The sequence below is a fragment of the Chryseobacterium sp. UF-290 genome, assembly GCF_058245615.1.
Map to the genome: position 1 here is coordinate 52,936 of NZ_JBSICB010000010.1, position 19,594 is coordinate 72,529.

21 protein-coding genes are annotated in these 19,594 nt (G+C 38.7%); 18 read left to right on the top strand and 3 right to left on the bottom strand.

The window, feature by feature from the left end:
- The first annotated feature begins 18 nt into the window (after positions 1-18).
- The 16 genes from AC4IF5_RS13045 (at position 19) to AC4IF5_RS13120 (ending at position 14,553) form a co-directional block, all read left to right on the top strand.
- Positions 19-297, top strand: a complete 279-nt coding sequence (locus AC4IF5_RS13045; protein WP_490735172.1) for a DUF2752 domain-containing protein — start codon at positions 19-21, stop codon at positions 295-297.
- 281 nt (positions 298-578) lie between these two features.
- The gene (gene tssD / locus AC4IF5_RS13050; RefSeq protein WP_490735174.1) at positions 579-983 is read left to right on the top strand and encodes a type VI secretion system tube protein TssD; all 405 of its coding nucleotides are present in this window, start codon (positions 579-581) and stop codon (positions 981-983) included.
- A gap of 152 nt (positions 984-1,135) precedes the next feature.
- Entirely contained in the window at positions 1,136-3,067 is a 1,932-nt protein-coding gene (locus AC4IF5_RS13055) for a type VI secretion system Vgr family protein (protein ID WP_490735176.1), read from the top strand.
- A 1-nt stretch (position 3,068) separates the two neighbouring features.
- Positions 3,069-3,239 (top strand): hypothetical protein, encoded by a 171-nt coding sequence (locus AC4IF5_RS13060; RefSeq protein ID WP_490735177.1) that lies wholly within the window; start codon positions 3,069-3,071, stop codon positions 3,237-3,239.
- A gap of 64 nt (positions 3,240-3,303) precedes the next feature.
- Complete coding sequence (locus AC4IF5_RS13065) at positions 3,304-4,341, top strand: DUF2931 family protein (RefSeq protein ID WP_490735178.1); 1,038 nt, start codon at positions 3,304-3,306, stop codon at positions 4,339-4,341.
- Between the two features lie 6 nt (positions 4,342-4,347).
- The gene (locus AC4IF5_RS13070; protein WP_490735179.1) at positions 4,348-5,811 is read left to right on the top strand and encodes a phospholipase effector Tle1 domain-containing protein; all 1,464 of its coding nucleotides are present in this window, start codon (positions 4,348-4,350) and stop codon (positions 5,809-5,811) included.
- A 40-nt stretch (positions 5,812-5,851) separates the two neighbouring features.
- Positions 5,852-6,886, top strand: coding sequence for a hypothetical protein (locus AC4IF5_RS13075; RefSeq protein ID WP_490735180.1), 1,035 nt, complete (start codon positions 5,852-5,854; stop codon positions 6,884-6,886).
- Positions 6,887-6,901: 15 nt separating this feature from the next.
- Complete coding sequence (locus AC4IF5_RS13080) at positions 6,902-7,231, top strand: hypothetical protein (RefSeq protein WP_490735181.1); 330 nt, start codon at positions 6,902-6,904, stop codon at positions 7,229-7,231.
- A gap of 2 nt (positions 7,232-7,233) precedes the next feature.
- A complete protein-coding gene (locus AC4IF5_RS13085; RefSeq protein WP_490735182.1) occupies positions 7,234-7,722 on the top strand; it encodes a DUF4280 domain-containing protein in 489 nt (162 codons plus the stop codon).
- Positions 7,723-7,733: 11 nt separating this feature from the next.
- Positions 7,734-10,529 carry an OmpA family protein gene (locus AC4IF5_RS13090; protein WP_490735183.1) on the top strand — a complete coding sequence of 932 codons (2,796 nt, stop codon included), beginning with the start codon at positions 7,734-7,736 and terminating at the stop codon, positions 10,527-10,529.
- Position 10,530: 1 nt separating this feature from the next.
- Positions 10,531-11,136, top strand: a complete 606-nt coding sequence (locus tag AC4IF5_RS13095; RefSeq protein ID WP_490735184.1) for a hypothetical protein — start codon at positions 10,531-10,533, stop codon at positions 11,134-11,136.
- Position 11,137: 1 nt separating this feature from the next.
- The gene (locus tag AC4IF5_RS13100; protein ID WP_490735185.1) at positions 11,138-11,848 is read left to right on the top strand and encodes a hypothetical protein; all 711 of its coding nucleotides are present in this window, start codon (positions 11,138-11,140) and stop codon (positions 11,846-11,848) included.
- A 53-nt stretch (positions 11,849-11,901) separates the two neighbouring features.
- On the top strand, positions 11,902-12,672 hold the full coding sequence (locus tag AC4IF5_RS13105; protein ID WP_490735186.1) for a hypothetical protein: 771 nt from the start codon (positions 11,902-11,904) through the stop codon (positions 12,670-12,672).
- Positions 12,673-12,849: 177 nt separating this feature from the next.
- Positions 12,850-13,632, top strand: a complete 783-nt coding sequence (locus AC4IF5_RS13110) for a hypothetical protein (protein ID WP_490735188.1) — start codon at positions 12,850-12,852, stop codon at positions 13,630-13,632.
- A complete protein-coding gene (locus tag AC4IF5_RS13115) occupies positions 13,632-14,192 on the top strand; it encodes a LemA family protein (protein WP_490735190.1) in 561 nt (186 codons plus the stop codon). Before AC4IF5_RS13110 ends, AC4IF5_RS13115 begins: the two co-directional genes overlap by 1 nt.
- Complete coding sequence (locus AC4IF5_RS13120) at positions 14,173-14,553, top strand: hypothetical protein (protein WP_490735191.1); 381 nt, start codon at positions 14,173-14,175, stop codon at positions 14,551-14,553. The genes AC4IF5_RS13115 and AC4IF5_RS13120 overlap by 20 nt, the downstream gene beginning before the upstream one ends.
- A 427-nt stretch (positions 14,554-14,980) precedes the next feature.
- Here AC4IF5_RS13120 and AC4IF5_RS13125 read toward each other — a convergent pair whose 3' ends face one another.
- From AC4IF5_RS13125 to AC4IF5_RS13135, 3 genes are all read right to left on the bottom strand, one after another.
- On the bottom strand, positions 14,981-16,771 hold the full coding sequence (locus AC4IF5_RS13125) for an endonuclease (protein ID WP_490735193.1): 1,791 nt from the start codon (positions 16,769-16,771) through the stop codon (positions 14,981-14,983).
- A gap of 437 nt (positions 16,772-17,208) precedes the next feature.
- A complete protein-coding gene (locus AC4IF5_RS13130) occupies positions 17,209-17,736 on the bottom strand; it encodes a DUF4136 domain-containing protein (protein WP_490735195.1) in 528 nt (175 codons plus the stop codon).
- 1 nt (position 17,737) lies between these two features.
- The gene (locus AC4IF5_RS13135) at positions 17,738-17,920 is read right to left on the bottom strand and encodes a C1orf53 family protein (RefSeq protein WP_007842321.1); all 183 of its coding nucleotides are present in this window, start codon (positions 17,918-17,920) and stop codon (positions 17,738-17,740) included.
- A gap of 40 nt (positions 17,921-17,960) precedes the next feature.
- Between AC4IF5_RS13135 and AC4IF5_RS13140 the strand changes: the two genes are divergently transcribed.
- Both AC4IF5_RS13140 and AC4IF5_RS13145 read left to right on the top strand, forming a co-directional pair.
- Positions 17,961-18,290: a hypothetical protein gene (locus tag AC4IF5_RS13140; protein WP_490735198.1), complete on the top strand. Its 330-nt coding sequence runs from the start codon at positions 17,961-17,963 to the stop codon at positions 18,288-18,290.
- Between the two features lie 390 nt (positions 18,291-18,680).
- Positions 18,681-19,589 carry a 1-aminocyclopropane-1-carboxylate deaminase/D-cysteine desulfhydrase gene (locus tag AC4IF5_RS13145; RefSeq protein WP_490735200.1) on the top strand — a complete coding sequence of 303 codons (909 nt, stop codon included), beginning with the start codon at positions 18,681-18,683 and terminating at the stop codon, positions 19,587-19,589.
- Positions 19,590-19,594: the final 5 nt, after the last annotated feature.

Genomic DNA, 19,594 nt, shown 5'->3' on the forward strand with positions numbered 1-19,594 from the left:
AATTTATAAACCTGTAAAATGAATATTGAAGACTTTATGCTGACCTGTCCCAGTAAGAAATTCCTGGGAGTAGAATGCCCTGGATGCGGGGCACAGAGAGCTGTTGTCCTCGTTTTTGAAGGGAGGTTTTCTGAGGCTTTTCATATGTATCCTGCAGTGTATACCTTGCTGCTATTCCTTTTTATCTTTGGCTTGAGCTTTATTGATAGAAAAAGAAAATATGGCAGGATCTTAATGACGCTGGTGATCATTAATCTTATGATGATGATGGGGTCATATATTTATAAGCACTACTAATTCATTTGCCAAAAATTGATAGGAAGCTTTTCCTTTGCTTATTTTATTTCCGGCAGCTCTGTTTTCACAAACCAGTATGATGGCAAAAGATTTCTTTATCAGGTCTCTGAATTTTTTTAAATAGAAGAACGGCCGGATCCCGTTTGAGATTCTGCAATTGTCGTAGAATTACTACAATTTCTGAAACTGTTGCCTAAAAACTTTTTAAATTAGAACGTGTAATCTATCTTTGTTTTATCAATCGTATATACGGGAACAATCATTAAATTAAATTTAAGAATATGGCAGGAAATTCAAGAGGAATCTTAAAATTCAATGGAGGTGAAGGTCAGAAGCTATTAAAGCTTAACTACAGTGTATCAAGATCTACAGACGTTTCAGGACGTGTAGCATCGGATCCGTCCAATGCACTTATTAAAATAACGATCGAAGCTACAGAAAAATCTGATGTTCTGGAAAGCTTGCTCAATAGCAAATACAAGCCGACAACCGGAGAAATTACTTTCAATAAATCTCATGAAGAAGGGACATTGATCTCTTTACAATGGGACAACGGATATGTGATCCAGCATGAAGTAGACTTCGATGCTTTAGACAGCAATAATATGCTGATCAGCTTTGTAGTAAGTGCTGAAAGTATCACTTACGGAAATTCATCTTATGACGGACTTTGGCCTTTAAGCTAAGTCTTCATCAGTACAATATAAAAGACTGTCCCTATAAGACGGTCTTTTTTTACCCGTTATAAAGTCAGACGGTAAGAATTTTTTGATTGTTTTTAAAACATTTCCTGTTCGATTGAAAAATTTAAAAAAACATAAACAAGTCAACACAAAATATGTCAAATAATCCTGAAAAATCAAGAACAACCTCTTTCCGTCCTAGGCAGAACGCGGATGGAGTATCTGAAAATTACCATACAGGGATCAACCGTCTGGTAAAGCTTTCTCTGGTTATAGAAGGGAAGATCATCAAATACTATAAACATTTTAAGCTTACACAAAGTACACGGCGTCATCACGAATTTACATTGACGCTGGCACATGATACCCTGGGAGACAGGCAGACCCATTCACTGGAAGAAGCCAATAAATTCCTTGGAAAACGTCTGACGGTCGTTATTTCATATAAAGATATAGAAAACAGCCCGGAAAGAACCTTTGTAGGAGTGATTACAGGCGTAGGATTCAGCCAGGAGCAGATGAGCCTTGGAAATATTATCCTTACCGGCTACAGCCCGACAATTCTTCTTGACGGGGCTCCGCATATTCAGAGTTTTGGAGGGGCCCAGCCTGTCAATATGGGAATCATTGCAGAGGAGGTGATCAGACAGGGAATTGATAAAAGCCGTTTTGATATCAGGGTAGATGCCAACAATTTTTCACAGATCATTTACAGCAGCCAGTATGATGAAACCCATTATAATTATCTGGCAAGGATGGCTGAAGCTTATGGAGAACAGTTCTATTATGACGGCGAAGTGCTGCATTTCGGAAAACTTCCGCCTCAGAACAAGCCTATTATACTTACTTATGGAAGCAGCGCTCATGACATTAAGGTTGAATTGAAGGCTGTACATACCAGACCGCAATTCTATGGATATAACAGCAATAAAGATGAAAAGCTGACCTCAGGCTCCACTCCTATCAAGCATGTAGGTGACCTGGCAAAAACAGCTTACAGTCATAACGACTCTATCTATAAAACTCCTGCTCTGCAGGTTGCCCCAATTAAAGCAACCACGCACCTTGATGTCGAATATTCACAGAAAAGTGCCTCCGGAAGTGAAGCCGTGAATGTTTTTTCCATTTCAGGAAATACAACGGTTCCTTTTCTGCATCCCGGTTGCGTAGCTGATGTGCAGATGCGTAAACCTGATTCTAATGAAACTTCTTATTTCACAAGGATCATGCTTACAGAAGCGGAACATGAAATTGATGCCATAGGACATTATAACGGAAGCTTTGTAGGAATTGCGGCAGATACCGGATTTTTGCCGAAACCCGATTTTACCGTTCCAAAAGCAGAACCGCAGACAGCAACCGTCATTTCCAATACCGACCCTGAAGGACAGGGAAGAATACAGGTGAGATTCGACTGGCAGACCAATGATACGACTCATTTCATCCGTATGATGAGCCCGGATGCCGGGGGAACGGATCAGATTACCCAAAACAGGGGATATGTAGCGATTCCGGAAGTAGGAGATCAGGTAATGGTCAATTTTGTTCACAGCCATCCGGACCGGCCTTTTGTAATGGGAGGAATGTTTCATGGGAAAGTAGCCTTAGGAGGAGGTGTCAGCAATCATTTGAAGTCGATACAGACCAGAAGCGGTATCAGAATTTTAATGAATGACCAGGAAGGAAGTGTAACGATCCTTGACCCAAGCGGGAATATCTACCTGATGGATGGGAAAGGGAATATCAGCATGACAGCTCCGAAAAACTTTACCTTGAATGCAGGAGATAATATCACGATCAATGCAGGAAAAGAAATATCCATCGGTGCCGGAAACAGTATAACGAGCACTGCAAACGATGATATTATTTCCACTGCAGGACAGGATATTGTACAGACTGCTTCCGGGGATATCAGAGAATCTTCAGATACCAGAACCGAGATGGTACAAAAAGATTTCAGAAGACAATCCGAAACGTCCAATGAGATTGCAGGAGAAATATCCATGTTCAGCGAACTGGAAAATATGACGATGCAGAGCGGAAAAATTGTGGAGTTCAACAGTGCGGAAAAATCAAAACTTTTCTGATATGGCGATAAGAAAAACAGCAACCAATATTCAGATCACCGTGAAAGACTCTTACCATTTGACTGTGGGCAACAAGGCGGAAAAGATTGCAAAAAAAATTAATGTTGAAGCACAAAAAGAAAACCTTATTTTGTCCAGCAACAAAAAAATAATGTCTCATGGGAATAAATAAATTGAAGATCCTCATTCTTTTCATTGTATGCAGTTTCTCATTAATCAGTTGTCAAAATAAAAAAATGGAAGAAAAATATAAATGGACAGGAACATTATCGGCTCCCAATGAATACCCGATGCAGGCTTATTATGGAGAGCTTATAGCAGATGACTATCAATTCCCGTTTTCTGATATCTGGGGAATTGTTGATGGAGGCTGGGGAGAACCCGGGAAATATGGGGGAGGAACAGATCATCTTGTAAAAGTTCCTCACACGCTAGAATTTACCTGGTACTCTTTGGTAGAAGATAAATTTTACGCGGGTCATTGGGAACTCGATACGAAAAAAATTACCCAATTATTTAACGAGGGTTTCAATCAAACTTATTTTGATTCTCTGAAAAAAGGAACATATGATACTTTTGTGATTGGGTTGGGACCAAAAGGGAAGCTGATACTTTGGCTATACGGAGACGGACATCAGGTGGAAGTAGGAAATTTTCAGGGAAAAGAAATAAAAATTACTCAAAAAGAAGCTTACGACAAGTTTAAATATGTATTTGAGCCCAATTACAGAGAAGATATTCTGAACGACCCGGGAATAGTAAAGCCTATTGTAATCCAAAAAATAAAGGGTGAGGGGTACCCGGACCCAAAGCTGTATGAAATTTTTAGAGAAAAATTGAACTGGAGTCCGAAGCTTATTTTACCGGCAGGAAGTACCCTTGAAAAAAGAAACTTCTATATGGCCAATGGAGAGCGTGAAAGTACACTGCAAGATAATCCGGCAACTACCTTACCTTACCAAAAACGAGCTGTACCCTATCTTTTTTATTTCCAATGGAAAAATAAAGAAGGAAAGAAACAAAGCTCTCAAATTGTATTTACCGGTAATCCACAATATATAAAAGATGCCAATAAGGTATATAACGGAACTTTTCTTCCTTTGGATTTTGAAAGGACCGACATGTATAAAATATTCGGAGGATTGGATAAAGAAGCTTCCACAGATATTGTTATTGATATAAGCAGTGGAAACAATGCAGAGGTGTATATTGAGCAAAATGGTAAAAAATATCAGGTAGCTCAGATGGATAAATATGTAAAACAGAATAAATAGAAACCTATGTCTAATGTAGTTTTTGGAAATTATACGCCCGAAGACATAGAAGATGATTCTATAGATGTTGTTTTGGGAGTTTTCTTTGATGGAACACTTAATAATAAGGTCAATACCAAAGAACGGGAAAATAATACGGAGATTTATAAAAAATACGGAATTAAGACCTGGTTTAAAAGACAAATAAGTGAGAAAAAAGACACCAGTTATGATAATGGCTGGAGTAATGTTGCCCGTATGTCGGAAGCCTGTAACCAGGATTATGGAATTTATATCGAAGGAATAGGAACTGATGATCGTAAGGATGATGAGAATGATGGTTTTGCCTTTGGTAGTGGTGATACCGGTATTCGTGGAAAAGTGAGAAAAGGCTGCGAAGAAATAGTTAAAAGGATAAAGGAAAAGTTGGGCAGTAGAACTGATGTTGCGGTATTGACACTTGATGTTTTCGGATTCAGCAGAGGTGCGGCGGCAGCCCGTAACTTCGTTTATGAGGTTAATAAGAGAAAGTACGCGGCTCACAAAAAAACCTATACAAAGAGAAAAGTAAGCGTTACGCTGTACAGCGATGATGATGGAAAAGAATCGCCTCTTAAAGAATTACCTCCAAGAGGGCACCTGGGTCTGAAATTAAAAGAAGCGGGAATTACCGTTGAGCGGATCGTAGTCCGTTTTTTAGGAATTTATGATACAGTATCGTCTTATCATCCCAATTTTTCTGCAAAACCCAATTTCAGTAATGATATAAAGGAGCTCCATCTTGATGATATAACCTCGGCAAAAAAAATAGTACACTTTATTGCCACTGATGAGCATAGGGAAAATTTTGATCTTACCAATGTGGCTTACGATACAGATGCCAGAGGAAAGAAGCAGGTTCCTGTCTTTTATGGTGAAGAAAAAACATTTCCTGGTGTACATTCTGATATTGGTGGAAGTTATTTATCCGAAACGGAATGGGTAAGGGAAATCGAAACAGACTGGACGAATAAAAATGATCTGAAACCTCTTGAAGACAGGCTCGTTGCCGAAGGATGGTACAACAGAGACCAGCTATCTTATATTGGAGGTAATGCATACTGGGCATTAAAGGGAGTCAGAGAATTATTGCATACCTATAGCTATATTCCACTCACATTTATGACAGAAAAAGCAAATAATGCCAAGTGTGAGCAGATCTCCATGACAAAAATAAAGAAGAGTTATGATTTTTCTAAAGATGCTTTACTGGTTCGTGTGGAAAAGAAGCTTAGGGAATATGTCTTTAAAAACGGTAAATCTTATGACTTCAAATGGGTAGCGGATTTAAATAAAAAGTATAACAACAATAAAACAGATCCGAATTACTTAAGAGAATTAGGAGAGCAGAAAGATCTCAGGGAATTGAGAAATAAATATCTGCATTGGTCGGCAGACCGATATGCTATAGGAATGGATCCGAGGTCAGACAGGAAAAGAGTGGTGCATTAAGCGGCATGTTCAATAATGTGTTTTTTGAAGCAGGAAAATTATGCAGAAATTCAATATACATGCTGTTCAGGAAAGCGAAACTTTAAAAAGTATTGCTGCACTTTATGGAATAGATAAGGATGCTTTGAAGTTATTTCATAATAACCTCTGTAGTGTAAAAGATATGATTCTTATAGAGCTTACGGGGCAGAAAGAGCTTTTTATTCCAAGGAACGCTGTTGAAGATCAGAATAAGCTGGTGAAATTCGGGCACGGAAACCGGCTTGTTTTCAATCCCGGAAAAATGTTTGCCAGATATGGCGTTATTATCAGCATTGAAAAAGGAAGCCATAAAAACGAGCTGAAATATGAAACCTCGGTACGCTGGCTGAAAAGTGAAAATAACCTTCATTTTTTTGAAATAGACAGAACTTCCAAATTATACCTGAATGAAGAAGAGGTCAGCGAAATAGCAGATGTGCTGGCACACTGTACCTCACAGGTTTTATACCCTTTACAGGTTAGTGTGGATGAACAGGGGAAGTTCAATGCTGTAGAAGATATTTCGGTATTTAAAAAAAGGTGGCCGGCTGTAAAAGAAGAAGTGTACAAAGAATTTGACGGAGAAACAGTAGACAGATACTGCCGGAAGATTGAACAAGTGATAGAAGAGCCCGGGACGATAAGTTTTTACCTTAAAAGTGACTACTTCATCAGAACCCTGTTTTGGGGAATCTATCAAAGTTTTGGACAGAACTTTCAGATCAAGGGAACAGAAAGCTTTCCAATAGTAGATAATCCTGTAGAACCCAAATATGAGGTAAAGCTGGAGATCGATCCGTTGAAAGATGAGCATGACCTGATCCGTATTGAAGGAACCGGAAATCTGAATGATGAAAGATCTTCCTATGATTTTATAAGTGGAGCTCCCTTTTCAATGATTATAGATGATGATCCGGTGATAAACAGAGAGGGAGCATTCAGGATGAGGTATTATCTGAACGGGCAAACAGTTTTTCCGGAATCAATGTATCTGGAATGCAGTATGATGCTGGAAGAAGAAAAGAAAATATCGGTAGTGATCGCTACCCTTTAAAAAAAACAAAACAAAATGAAAATGAAATTAGGCAGGAGACTTTCCCTACTACTTTTTATCATCAGCTTTAGTCTGTACTTTGGGCAGAAAGCAGAATTTACCATGCCTCAAAATATTGAAACCCAAAGCGCTGTTTTTAATTTCAGCAATGATTTTACAAAAGACGAACCTAAGGCAGTTGCAACTGATGGTGAAGCCTTCTCTGCTACCGTTGATCTTTATAACCTGGAATACGGTACAGGTTATAAAAAAACATATTTAAAACCGGCACTGAAAAAAGGGGCTAAAGCCCAACAATTTATTCAGCATACAAGCTGGAATGTAACCTCAAATAAAGAATTTTAGCTATGGCAGAAAAACATATTGTAGTACAGGGCGCTATGTGTAAATGCCAGTTCGGGCAGGCTCCGGACAAACTGAAAGTACTTACACACCAGAAAGAATATGCCAATGATAAAGCTGCCTCCAAAAAGCTGATCGTTACCACGAAAGAAATAGGAGGAGCCACATTTGAAAAGAATACCTTCGGAAACTGTACAAAAATGGGAAGTCCGCCACCACCCTGTAAAATTATGGTCACAGAATGGCAGAACTTTTATGATAAGGTGCAGCTCAGCAATGGCGGGTTTATTATCGTAGAAGACAGCAAAGCGGTCTGTGCAGTTGCTGGTACGCCATGCATTGAGATCATTGATCACGGACAAAGGGCGGAAGCAGGGGCACAGAACTTTAAAAATGCTGATAAAGAGGTACAGCAGCAGATCAATCCGTTGGTAGATGCCGGAGAAATGCGTAAAGAAGAGAAAAATGATGATGATACAGCCGGAGATGCTTAAATAATTAGGGTATGGCAAATAAAGGAATAAAAAAAATCGACATAGCTCCAAGGGCAGACAATGCAAAAGTTGTATACAATGATGGTGCATTTATAGGGGTGGAACCGGGTAAGCCGATACGTTTCAATGTTTCAGAATGGTTTCCGGGTACACCTGATGCCGATAAAAAAAAGGAAGTCGTATGGATCCGGCAGAATGCCGGAAGAAAAACCGTAATAGAGCAGCTCAGAAGACCTGCCGGATTTGTATATGAATATAAATTTACCAGGAAAGAATGCGGAATTGTTTCCTATTATATAGAAGCCAGTTTAGGAGGAAAACCTGATACTGTCAATAAAGTAGGTAAGCATATTTTCGGACACTGCCCTCCAAGGATCGTAGATTCCAGATGGAGTACTACAGAAGGAGGTAAAGATGTCAGAAAGACGTTCCATTTCAGTTATGGTCACATTATCCACCTTTATTTGGGAACAGAAGGTCTGAACGGAAGAAAGGACCTTATTGTCGAAATATACAGAAGGATCAGAATGGGAGGTGGTGTCAAAGATGATCCTTTGATGACACGTTGGAGCAATGTAGAAGTAAACGATGGTGAGATCAATGTGAAAGTTCAGAATACATCACAGTGGAAAGGCATGATCAAAAACATCAAAGATGTCGAGGAATTATATGTAAAGGTGAAAGATCCCAAAACTGGAAAATATATTGTGGATGACAACAATGATGATATTCACGGCCGTTTTTTAAGGATGAAAAATCAGTTGGTTGCCACAGCTCCTCAACGGCCGCAGAATGTAGTTCCGACCAAAGTGTATATGCCGGATAAGAACCTGGAGCGGTATGAGCCCTGTAAATTTGAAACCATCAGGATTACCGATATCATCTTTGATAAGAATGGTGAGGTAAAAACTCCCATTATGGTTTTTGATAACGGAAAGGGCGTAAAAAATATCGCAGGAAAAGAGACCATACATGCGACGATCTTTTATGAGTTCAATTCAGCGGTTATAGAAGGGGACGGTGAGAAAAAGCTTAATAATATCCTTCGTTTTCTGCTGGAACATCAGCATTCTACCATTACCATAGACGGATATGCCTGTGTGATCGGTAAAATGGAATACAATCAGTCTTTGTCCCAGAAAAGATCGGATATTGTAAAGAAATTCTTTACGGACGGAGGCCTGGATGCTAAAAGGATCAGATCTTTAGGAAAAGGAGAAGTCAATCCTACAGACGATAAAAATGGAAAAGATAACATAAGGTTCAAAGACGAAAAAGAATATAAAAATAACCGCAGGGTAGATATTTATTTCGAATATTTCCCCCACGATGCCAATACCATTATTTATGAAACCATAGCACCTACAGTCTCTACCAAAAGAAACATTACCATCGAGGTCTCCGACTTTGATACCAAAGCCTGTTTCAGGAACAAAGCCCTGCATACCAAAGAAATAAGGCTGCTGGATGTGGGACAGGCCATTGATGCAGGAGATCAGGAAAGAAAATTTGCTCCGCCGGCATTTGATTATGGAATATATTCGGATCTGTCAAGATTTTCTGCCATTCCTTTGCAGTATATCTGGCCGGAAGCGACAACCCCGAACAAAATTCATCTGCATGCTCATAGCTGCAGGTTTTACAGTAACCCTAGCCGGGTAACGGTTTTAATAAAAGCATATCCTGATATCAAATGGGATTTCCATTTCTCCATGAACCTGAGTAATGAGCTTAGTGTAAAATGGCAGAACCTGCCCGCCTCAAAACATAAGGAAATGTTGAGTAAAGCAGGGAAAATAGGAAGTGAGAAAAGGCACAAGCAGACGGAGATGGATTTTGGGGTAACATTGGAAGCTAACTGGGACAGAACTGCCTCTGACAAATATAACGGTCATTTTGATGCCACTTTAAAGTATGAAGATAAGATAAAATGGATGTATAAGGTGTTCAGCTCTCTTAAAGAATTTTCGACCGGCGTTACAGACCAGACAAAAGGGAAGATCAGAAAGAACAGCTATACCAGCAAGCTGCCTTTAACCATAGAAATGAAACCGCCTAATTTCTGCCTGGGAGCAGAGTGGCAGCTGGAAAGAGGCCGGAAGAACAGAAAACCTTTACAGACTATCGGTACTTCACTGGAATTGTACTTTAAAGCATCCCCTATCATTGGGCTTGAAGTAACGATAGACCTTCTTGATATGCTGGTACAGGCCGGAGTGGGAGTAGTGAGCGGAGGAACAGCGAACCTCGCGGCCAAGCGTATCCTGAATGAGGTGAGAACATGGCTGGCTGATGAAGACCATCCCATATCCCTGAATATGTATATCGACCTGAAAATTTTCGGGACCATTTCCGGAGAAACCAAGCTGAACTTTAATACCAATTCCGATGCGGGAGGAGCAAGCGGAAAGCTGGATACACAGATTGGTGTGGAATTGGATGCAGGAATAGAAGTCAAAGCAAAATTTGTGATCATCATTGCTGAAGCTTACGCTGAAGGTAAAATAAAAGCTACAGGAAAAGCTACCGCTACTTTTGGCCATCGTTTGGTATATGAACAGAAGAGCAGTACCCAAAAGACCTTATATTACAGGCCTGAGGTGAAGTTTGACGGATTGGTGGCCACAGTATTGGTGAAAGCGAGTGTAGGTTTATACATTAAGAAAGGTTTTCTGAAAAGCGACAGGAAGATGAATCTTGCTGATTTTGATAAGACCTATGAAGTCATTCCGGAGTTTGATGTGATAAAAAAACTGGAAAAACTTACGGGAGTATCTGCTCAGATACCATTTATTCAAAAAGGATAATATGAAAAAAACGATTTTGATAAGTACATTGACGCTGTTTAATTTTTGTAGCGCTCAATCAAAAACAGACCTGTCTGACCTGAAAACAGGATCTGCCAATGATATGATCGTTAAAAATACAACAAAACAGACCGATCTGGAACAGACTACCGGATATCCTTATTACAGCACTTTTAAAGTAGATCAGTATCAATACGGAGAAATCGGGTTTATGCTGGATTATCCAAAGGAGAAAAAATACCTTAAAAGCGAAATTGGATTTCTGGTCAATAATCAGGATGATAATGTACTTCAGGGATACTATATCGCTACAAAAAATTTTCAGGAAAGTGATGCCCTCATGGCAAAGCTGAAGAAAAAGTACGGTCAGCCCCAGGTTATATCCATAGCTACCGATGCCTGGCCTTATTCAGGATATTACTGGAAGAATACCAAAGATGGCTTTGATATCTTACTGGAACAGATAAAAAATAAAGTGGTCATAGACCAGAAAGAGATAAAAGGTTTTGAAACCAACCTGTATTTTGTGAAAACCGGAATACATTACGGGAATATGAAAGATCGTGAAACCGTTCTGCAAAGCTTTATAACCAGTCATGAACAATAATATGAAACAGCTGAAATACATACTGATACCGGTAATATTTATGGGAATTACCTCATGTGGTTCAAAAGAAAAAAATAATGATACCCAAACTGCGACAGAAGCAAAACCAGTGACCGGAGTTTCTGACCTGGCATCATTGACCATCGGAGAAAATATTAATGATATTTTAAAAGCCGGAGATTTGACGGTTAAAGATACTGTTCAGACCGGTGATGTTACCCTGTTAGGGAATGACAGACTGGCTTTTGGCTCAGGAAAATTCCTGAAGTATAACGGAGCATCTCTGGAAGGGAAAAATGACTACAACACGAATAAGGTTATTTTTCATTACGGAAAAGTAGATCAGGAGATCGGCCCTGTCTCTGATGAGAAAAATGATGAGCTGGGAATGTATCAGCTTAATATCTATACCGAACCGGAAAAGAAAGCCCTTTTTGACAACCTGAATAAAGCGCTCCGGAAACCGGTTTTCACTACTGTGCATGAAAGCTTTGAATCCGATGTGAAAGACAATAAGATCATTCAGACTCAAAATAAATTCAGACAGGAATTGGCCATCTGGAAGATCAATGATCTGGTCTATTACTATTGTGAAACGAAAATAGATAACAAGCCACAGGAATACAGATGTAACCTGTTTGTTTTTAAAAGCAGGGAATGGGCAAACCTGTTGAAAGGATCAGGATATCCTGACCTTAATAAAATTCCTTAATTCAAAAATAAAAAGAACAGAAAGATCATTTTCAGAAAATATAAAGATTCCCTATGCAGCAGCCTTATTATGTAATCGATTTCAGTGCGTCAGCATGTATGCTGGAGATCAGAATCAATGATTATCCGGTCATTCATATGAATATTACCAACCAGGTCTCCTCAATGATACCTGTCAATTATGCGATCCTGGAAAGCGGGGAGCAGAAGATAACAGCAACAATATTACCTGTCGCCGGGCAGACCGAGATTGATAAGCAGGCAGAATTGAAATTCAATATCAAACTTTTTGATGTTACCAATGATTTTGTTTTTAACAGCCAGTTTGGAGACTATCAGTCAAAACCCGTTGAAGACAAAAAGCTGCCTGTGATAAGATACGATGGTACCTTTAAAGCGGAAGTTCCCTATCAGCTTAAAGCATGGCAGGACGGAACGAACCTTAAGGATCTTAAAAACTGCAGAGAAAAACTGGATTCAGCCTATGAAAAGATCATCAGGCTGATTCAAAACGAAAGATATGATGATTATAAGAAAATGATTTCCAGGAGAGAGGAAAACATGGCTACATCCATGTACCTTTCAAAAGGAGAATCAGAAGGGAGGTTCAAAGAACTTCTTCAGGAGTTCAGTTCCGGGATGAAAATACAGCCGGTTCCTCAGGATGCTATCATGTTTCTGTATTCAGACAACAGAACAGCTGTCCTGAAAAGGCTCAACGGAGATGCCGCCTTATACCTGGTAGATCCCGGAACCCGGGAAGAGCTGATGCTGGACATTACATTTTATATTCCTGACGGGAAAGATGAATTTGAGATTATATAGCTTTTGATAAAATAGGTGATCTCGCTTTGTTTCCAGATACTCTGTTTAACACTAAAGAAAGATAGCTTTTACGGTATGGATCAGGACGGGTACAAAAATATTTTTACAAGCAGCATTCATTAATAAAACGTATTTTTGGGTTGACAACCAAAAACAAATATTCAAGGTATCTAATAAATGGAGAATAACAGAAAAATGTCATATACAGGCTATGCGGTTCTGGGAACGATATTGTTTTGTTTTCTTTATTTTATTCTGTGGATCATTTTCAAAGAAAAAATGCCATTGCATGAATACATCTCTGAAATTGTAAAGAATTACGATTCATATGCAGAAAAGGCATTGATCCTTCTTCCTTTGGCTTTTTTTGTTTTCATCTTTCTTACCTTCATGAAACCGACCCCGGCAAAACGTTTTTTACGGCTGCAGGCATCCCTTCCGACTTCGAAAATACAATCACTGGCAAAAGGGATCGTAGAAGTTGAGGGCGTGCTGGTGATGAAGAATCCTTTATTTTCACCGGTGGGTAACGAAATATGCATCGGATATTATTACACCATTGAAGATATTGACAGGGATTCCGACGGAAAAGCGTCTTACAGAACGGTTCACAGGGAAACCCAATGCAATCCCTTCAGTATAAAAGATGATTCGGGAATGATAGACATTGAACCGGAAGGAATAGAGCTTGTTTTGCTTGGAGAAACCAATGTAAGCAGCAGCAACAATAAAAGATACACCGAAACCCTTTTGAAGGACGGGCAAAAAATGCTGCTGGTAGGATATGCAGACGCTAAAAACGGAGTTCCGTTCATCAGAAAAGACGACCACTATAAGATCCTTGGAGTCACTTCATCATCAGGAATCACGGTATGGAATAAATACCAGCCTTTGCTGAGGTCTTTCCTGCTTACCTGCTCCGTTATCCTTTTAATAATAATCTATATACTCATACAATAATGAATCAGACTGTTGCCATCATATTAATTATCCTTTTAGGAGTGGTCATTATAAGCTTTTTGATCAATTTATATAATAAGCTGGTTATGCTGAAGTTTAACGTTGGCAAAGCCTACGGTAATATTGACGTTGTTCTGAAGCAGCGTGCCGATGAAATCCCGAACCTGGTCAAGGTTGCCCAACATTTTATGAACTATGAAGAAAACCTGCTTGCCCGCCTCACGGAACTCCGGACTTCTTACAACAACACGACCGATGCCGATAAAAGAACAGAACTGGCCAATGAAACCTCAAAAGCTTTATCTTCATTCTTTGCCGTTTCCGAGAATTATCCTGAGCTGAAGTCGAGTCATAACTTCCTTGAGCTGCAGAAAAGAATCTCCGAGCTGGAAAACAAAATTGCAGACAGAAGAGAATTTTTTAACGACAGTGTCAACCTTTACAATATAGGAATTCATGAATTTCCTAATGTCATACTGGCAAAAATGTTGGGATATAAGGACAAGACTTTACTGGAAATAACAAACGCCGAAAAACACTATGACGGAGTTCAGTTTTAATACTTTTTTCGGACTTGAAAGAAAAATCGCGGAATATCCTGAGGTAGCTATATTTGGCGCCATCCTTGTGCCGTTGCTGCTACTCATTCCCATTGCTATTATCGGCTGGATATTCAGAAAGCTCAAATTCAATATGTATATCATTCATGTATTGATGTATACATTGCTTTTTACCTTTTTATTGGGAGCTATTACCATATTTGTGCTTTACTTTATTACAGATAAAAACGGGGTGAAATTAGCTTACTGCTGGCTTACTGTAATGACCGGGATGTTTATTTTCAGCATGATCAATGCCAATACAATCACCAAAATGTTCACTGACTGGTCAAAAATCATTAAGGATAAAGAGAGGAGATGATTTTGAATAAAAGAATAAAGAATAAAGAATAAAGAATAAAGAATAAAGACCTTCTCTGTAAAATTTTACTTCCCCAGATCAGCTTGTTGATCTAATCTTGCCAATACATTAGCATTAAACTTTTTATCTCATAAGAATGTCAGTTGTTTTTTAGCTCCAAAAGACACAAAAGCGTTTATTCTAAACACTTTAATTCACTTAAGGCAGTTTAGCGATATTGTATAAAAAGTCCGCATAAGAAGAAAATCAAAGATTTTCAAAACTTAAGTGTGCTTATTATGCACGAAGCTTGCCACTTAAAACAACTTAAGTGTTTAATCTTGTATGTGTCTTTTGCGGTTTTCATTAGAAAATTTTAAACAGTTTTAATAATAAAAAAGCCGGTCTCCAAAAGAGAAGACCAGCTTTTTTTATATTGAAATACTGATTATTTTACTAAAAACTGCATCGTAGCATTATCGAGTTTCAGAATATAAATTCCCTGACCAAGATTTCCGGTTTTGATAGAGTTTCCATTTCTGAAAGGCTGGTGAATCGTTTGTAGAGCTTTCCCTTGTAGATTATAGATTTCTGCTTTTTTGATACCCTGGATATCACCCTTTACAAAAATTTCCTGATTCGTGATTGGGTTGGGAGATATTATAAAGCCCGGTTCGGCTGCTTCTGTAGCAATACTTTGGGCTTGCCTGGCAGCAGATCCTGAATGGCAGGTCCATGAAAGGTCATCAATAGCGACTCTGTTACTTGTGGAGTTGTTCACTAAGCTCACCGTTACATTTCCTGAAATATTGATATTGCTGATGGTAGTTGTCATCACAGTGGTGCTATACGGAATCGTTCCTACTGTTGTTCCGTTTACTTTCACATCAAAAGTACCGTTGCTTCCTGTAAACTTCATTTGAGTGGTTACAGTCAGAGAACCGATACCGTTAGCGGAGCTCCCTGACGTTAAAGAACCGTTTCTTACCGTAATCGCTTTATTGTTGATGGTCTGGTCTGTTCTGGCATCAGTTGCTGTCCATGAGATTCCGCCACTGTTCCAGGTTCTGGTGCTATATGATGCGTTGGCAGCAGGAATCGTTTCAAAATTTTCATTCGTGCAGCCTGTGGATGGAGTAGTGCTTCCTGCGTTTGTAGTGCCGGAAACCGTAGAACTGTTCGATGAAGAATTTCCGGCTGCGTCCTTAGCGACAACATAGAAGCTGTAGGTTGTAGAAGGATTCAGTCCTGAAACTGTAGTTGAGGTTGAGCTTACTGTAGCTTTAAGGCTTCCGTTCATATAAACGTTATAAGCCGTTACCCCTACATTATCTGTTGATGCGTTCCATGCAAGAGAAATGCTGTTGGAAGTTTTTCCGGAAATATTTAAGTTGGTAGCAGCAGTCGGTGCCTGAGTATCCGCAGAGGGTTGCTGGGAGCCCCAGATAAGATTGACATAGCTCGGATTGTCAATAAATGGATTTCTGTTGCCCTGATAAGTATAGGACGCGTTATTCCTTTTGATCTCCGCTTGTGAAACAGGATCCTGATTATGCCATGCCAGAAGAACATTCAGCTCCCAGGTCTGTAATCCAGGGAAAGCAGAACCTCCCAGCATATTGCCTGAAGAAAATGAAGAAAGCTTACTCTGATAGCGGGTCACAAAATAAAAAATCATACGCGCCACATCACCTTTAAATTCATCGATCGGCTCAAAAACCGTTCCTGAATATCCCGAAGAAGCAGAAGTTCCAAGCTTGGATCCGTTTTTAGAAGTAAACGTGGCACTTCCCACCTTTCCGAAAGGATAGTTGCTTCTCATCCCGTTTACCTTGCCGTCAGTAGCTCTGATGAAATGAATATCCGAAACCATAGGAGAAGATTCGTTGAACAAGCTCTGAGGAATAATATGTTCCCTGTTGTAGCAGTTTCCTTCTGTAGAATAAGTTCCGCACTGGTTGGTGCCCGGAGTATATTTATAAGGATCTGCCCCTACAGGCTTTTCAGAATAAATATCAAGAATAGACCCGTCATTTTCGTAATCTTTATCGATGTCGGTGGTTTTATAAGCGGTCCATAATCCGCTGTAGCCTTTATCCTGATGTCCGCTGGTAATAATGCTGCTCAATGCTGTTTTTAATGCTGCACCGCTCAGTCCGTTGGCGGAATTATAGTACCCTGCAGGCGCCTGGGCCTGAGCAAGTCCCGCAAATAGAGAGAATAAAATGATTTTTTTCATATCAATACAAGTTTCAACAAGATTACTACATTTTTATGAAAAAAAAATTATATTATTATTAATTTTGAATGGGTGGCATTTTGCTTTTTATTCATATTGAGTAATGAGTAACTTTATCAGCATATAAAACATTATGAATGATAAATAATGAGCGTTGATATAAACAGATCAAGGAAGATAAGTTATACAAAGAATAGTTTTCCCTTTTTTGTTCAACAATTCAGGCATAATCATCCGTGCAGATCTGCGAAAATCTGTGGTTAAAAAATCCGTGAATCTGATCTTATCTGTAAAAATTTAATTTTATTTACCGACATTATAAAATTGATCATCTGTGAGATTGATGGAAAGCCGAAACCTGTTTTCTTTTTCGGTATCATGAGAATAAAAAAGCCAGCACAAAAATGTACTGGCATATATAATAATAGATTTCAATCTTATTTTCTCTGTGGCGGATAGTTTTTCATGATCTCAGCCATGATTTCAGGAATCTGTCTCTGCTTAGATCTTGGAGAGTCTACAGAAATTCCGCTTCCGATCCCCTGCCAAACCAGTTTGTTGGATTTTGCATCAATCAGGTCAACGATCAGCGCCCCTTCATTGTAGTTGCTTGTCCATGTTCTGTTCATGCCAATACCCCATCCGAATGGTCCGCCCCATCCCCACATTCCGTAAGGTGAAGTCGTATTGACGTCAGTGATCTTTTTATGGTTTGCTTTTACGTTGATAATCAGATCAGGGTTCTCACCGGACTGAAGTCCTTTGCTTTGAAGCTGTTTGGACAGCTCATTCAGAACTCTGTCTTTATCAATATCATTCAATTTCAGATCATCAATTCTTATTTTATACGTTTTATAAGAATTGAAATTGGCTGTTTCAGCATAGTCTGAACGTACCTGAAAAGGGCTACAAGAAGTTAGACCTAGTGTAGCAGATGCCAACAAAATAAAAATATATTTTTTCATTTTATTTATTTTTTTTATCATTTTTAATGAATGTATCAGTCTTTTTATCGTACCCGTAAGGACAGTGTCTGCAGCCGCTTTTACAGCAGTATCCTCTTTTCAGATGGAACTTTTCTGTAAAAACCTTATATCCCTGTTCATTATAGTAGAAGTCTTCACCTTCTTTGATGTCATAATGGGCCATAAGTTAAACGCAAGTTAAAAAACTTTTTATATTTGTTACTATGATAATTGTATGCCAAAAGCCATTAAAAAAATTAAAAATTAACGGCATAGCTCTCTTTCCCTTTATCTTCATTAGGAAACCCGAAGATAAGGAAAATAATATACTTATCAACCATGAAAAGATCCATTTACGGCAGCAGCTGGAAATGCTCATTATTTTTTTCTACATTTTCTATGTTATCGAATATTATTACTGGTTTTTTAAGCTCAGGGATGGATATCTGGCCTATCGGAAAATTTCATTTGAAAGAGAAGCTTATGCCAATGAAAAAAATCTGGAATACCTTCGGAAAAGAAAATTCTGGAGTTTCAGAAAATACCTTAAATGATTATGAATTATAGATTTTGAATTTTGGATTATGAGGTTACTAATGATTTCACAAATATCACAACGATCTTTGACATGCTCCTTTATCAAGGAATAAAAATGTTTGTTAATCATATGGTGCACCCTTTTTTGTTATCCCGAGATTATCATATCATTAAAACTTTCCAGGCTATATCTGCATTATAACACAATCATCTGTGTAAATCTGTATAATCTGTGGTAAAAAAATACACCATCAGCAGTTATTTATCCCTCCATTTTGTAAGGATCACAATATTCTTGTCGCATCATTAAAACACCGTGCAGTTACTAGTAAAAACTGTGGCTCCTGATAACTAAATCTTTTAGTATTTTTGTAACATATAACTCATGAATAGTCTAAAAAACTAAAATGCTATTAAACCTTCCCACAGAAACCATTCCGATTCAGGAAATCCCGATTCATAAAAATGTAAAGCTCTTCATAAAGAGAGAAGATCTGGTTCACTCTCAAATTTCAGGGAATAAATACTGGAAGCTTTTTTATAATGTTAACAATTATCTGGAAAAAAATCCCGAAAAACCCTATATCATTACTTTTGGCGGAGCATTTTCCAATCATATCGCTGCGGTATCGGCGGTAGGGGACCTGGCCGGGATTCCTACACTGGGAATTATAAGAGGAGAAGAGTTGCAGCACAAATGGCGGGACAATCCCACTTTAGCTTTTGCGAAAAGAAACGGAATGAATCTGAAATTTGTCACCCGGGAAGAATACCGACACAAAGAAAAGCTAACCGAATTTCTGCAGCATGAGTTTCCGGAAGCATTGGTCGTTCCGGAAGGAGGAACCAATAAAGAGGCTGTAGAAGGGGTGAAAATGATGCTCAATGAGCAAACAAAAGATTTTGACTATCTTTGCACAGCAGTTGGAACCGGAGGAACCATTGCGGGAATTTCAAAATTTTGTGAAGACAATCAGAAAGTTATAGGATTTAAGGCCGTTGATGATGCTTCACTGGAAAATAAAATATTTGAATTAACTTTGAAACGGAATTTTGATCTAATAGATTCATGTTTTGGAGGTTATGGTAAAATAAATGATGAAAACATCCGTTTTATCAATGATTTCAAAGAGAAATTTGAGATTCCTTTAGAGCCGATTTATACAGGGAAGATGATGCAGAAGGTTTTTGAACTGATCGAAGAAGATTACTTTCCTGAAAACAGCAGGATATTGTGCTTTCATACAGGCGGATTGCAGGGAATTGAGGGAGCTAATCTGCTTTTAGAAAAACAGAATAGAAATTTAATTATATAAGTAAA

Excerpts from the sequence above, each read along its gene's own strand:
- AC4IF5_RS13140 (WP_490735198.1), top strand. The coding sequence starts at position 17,961 with ATGATAATTGTATGCCAAAAGCCATTAAAAAAATTAAAAATTAACGGC.
- AC4IF5_RS13120 (WP_490735191.1), top strand. The coding sequence starts at position 14,173 with ATGACGGAGTTCAGTTTTAATACTTTTTTCGGACTTGAAAGAAAAATC.
- AC4IF5_RS13110 (WP_490735188.1), top strand. The coding sequence starts at position 12,850 with ATGGAGAATAACAGAAAAATGTCATATACAGGCTATGCGGTTCTGGGA.
- AC4IF5_RS13135 (WP_007842321.1), bottom strand. The coding sequence starts at position 17,920 with ATGGCCCATTATGACATCAAAGAAGGTGAAGACTTCTACTATAATGAA.
- AC4IF5_RS13130 (WP_490735195.1), bottom strand. The coding sequence starts at position 17,736 with ATGAAAAAATATATTTTTATTTTGTTGGCATCTGCTACACTAGGTCTA.
- AC4IF5_RS13075 (WP_490735180.1), top strand. The coding sequence starts at position 5,852 with ATGCAGAAATTCAATATACATGCTGTTCAGGAAAGCGAAACTTTAAAA.
- AC4IF5_RS13095 (WP_490735184.1), top strand. The coding sequence starts at position 10,531 with ATGAAAAAAACGATTTTGATAAGTACATTGACGCTGTTTAATTTTTGT.
- AC4IF5_RS13070 (WP_490735179.1), top strand. The coding sequence starts at position 4,348 with ATGTCTAATGTAGTTTTTGGAAATTATACGCCCGAAGACATAGAAGAT.
- AC4IF5_RS13125 (WP_490735193.1), bottom strand. The coding sequence starts at position 16,771 with ATGAAAAAAATCATTTTATTCTCTCTATTTGCGGGACTTGCTCAGGCC.
- AC4IF5_RS13065 (WP_490735178.1), top strand. The coding sequence starts at position 3,304 with ATGGAAGAAAAATATAAATGGACAGGAACATTATCGGCTCCCAATGAA.
- AC4IF5_RS13105 (WP_490735186.1), top strand. The coding sequence starts at position 11,902 with ATGCAGCAGCCTTATTATGTAATCGATTTCAGTGCGTCAGCATGTATG.
- AC4IF5_RS13090 (WP_490735183.1), top strand. The coding sequence starts at position 7,734 with ATGGCAAATAAAGGAATAAAAAAAATCGACATAGCTCCAAGGGCAGAC.
- AC4IF5_RS13100 (WP_490735185.1), top strand. The coding sequence starts at position 11,138 with ATGAAACAGCTGAAATACATACTGATACCGGTAATATTTATGGGAATT.
- AC4IF5_RS13145 (WP_490735200.1), top strand. The coding sequence starts at position 18,681 with ATGCTATTAAACCTTCCCACAGAAACCATTCCGATTCAGGAAATCCCG.
- AC4IF5_RS13080 (WP_490735181.1), top strand. The coding sequence starts at position 6,902 with ATGAAAATGAAATTAGGCAGGAGACTTTCCCTACTACTTTTTATCATC.
- AC4IF5_RS13060 (WP_490735177.1), top strand. The coding sequence starts at position 3,069 with ATGGCGATAAGAAAAACAGCAACCAATATTCAGATCACCGTGAAAGAC.
- AC4IF5_RS13055 (WP_490735176.1), top strand. The coding sequence starts at position 1,136 with ATGTCAAATAATCCTGAAAAATCAAGAACAACCTCTTTCCGTCCTAGG.
- AC4IF5_RS13115 (WP_490735190.1), top strand. The coding sequence starts at position 13,632 with ATGAATCAGACTGTTGCCATCATATTAATTATCCTTTTAGGAGTGGTC.
- AC4IF5_RS13085 (WP_490735182.1), top strand. The coding sequence starts at position 7,234 with ATGGCAGAAAAACATATTGTAGTACAGGGCGCTATGTGTAAATGCCAG.
- AC4IF5_RS13045 (WP_490735172.1), top strand. The coding sequence starts at position 19 with ATGAATATTGAAGACTTTATGCTGACCTGTCCCAGTAAGAAATTCCTG.
- tssD (WP_490735174.1), top strand. The coding sequence starts at position 579 with ATGGCAGGAAATTCAAGAGGAATCTTAAAATTCAATGGAGGTGAAGGT.